The organism is Frankia sp. Mgl5 (assembly GCF_023242985.1).
Taxonomy (GTDB): domain Bacteria; phylum Actinomycetota; class Actinomycetes; order Frankiales; family Frankiaceae; genus Parafrankia; species Parafrankia soli.
This window is the reverse complement of the sequence record NZ_JALKFY010000406.1, coordinates 1-824: the sequence shown is the minus strand read 5'-3', so window position 1 is coordinate 824 and position 824 is coordinate 1. Positions and strand designations below refer to the sequence as shown.

1 protein-coding gene is annotated in these 824 nt (G+C 69.8%); it reads left to right on the top strand.

Annotated elements, in window-relative coordinates:
* Position 1 precedes the first annotated feature (1 nt).
* Positions 2–817: a mycofactocin-coupled SDR family oxidoreductase gene (locus MXD62_RS09850; protein WP_248829036.1), complete on the top strand. Its 816-nt coding sequence runs from the start codon at positions 2–4 to the stop codon at positions 815–817.
* Positions 818–824: the final 7 nt, after the last annotated feature.

The window sequence follows — 824 nt, the reverse complement described above, 5'->3', positions numbered from 1 at the left end:
GATGGGAAAGCTCGATGGCAAGGTCGCGTTCATCACCGGTGCTGCCCGAGGTCAGGGCCGTAGCCACGCGGTCCGGTTAGCGCAGGAGGGTGCCGACATCATCGCGGTGGACCTCTGCGCCCAGATGGAGTCGGTGCCTTACCCGATGGCGACTCCGGAGGACCTCGAGCTGACCGTGAAGGCGGTCGAGGAGACGGGACGGCGGATCGTCGCCCGGCAGGCTGACGTCCGCGACGTGGCGGCGCTGGGGAAGGCGTTCCAGGACGGTGTCGCCGAGCTGGGTCCGGTTGACATCGTGCTGGCGAACGCCGGTATCGGGCCGGGTGGGGCGGCGTCGGAGGACGAGCAGTGGGAGGACGTCGTCGGTGTCAACCTCACGGGGGTGTGGAACACCGGCCGGGTGTCGATTCCGTCGATGGTCGAGCGGGGGCAGGGTGGGGCGATCGTGCTGACCAGCTCCACGGGTGGCCTGGTCGGGGTGGGTATCCCGACGGCGGGTTTCCTGGGTTACACCGCGGCCAAGCACGGGGTCGTCGGGTTGATGCGGTCGTGGGCGAACTATCTGGCGCCGCACAGCATCCGGGTGAACAGTGTCGCGCCGACCACGGTGAAGACGCCGATGGCCGCGAACGGGGACCTGTCGGTCATCACGGCGGGGTCCCCGGAGCTCGCGCGGGTGCTGGCCAACGCGATGCCCGTCGACGCGGTGGACCCGCTGGACGTCTCGAACGCCATCGCCTGGCTGGTGTCGGATGACGCGCGGTACGTGACCGGCACCGTCGTCCCGGTCGACGCGGGCCAGCTGAACAAGCGGTAACACCCGG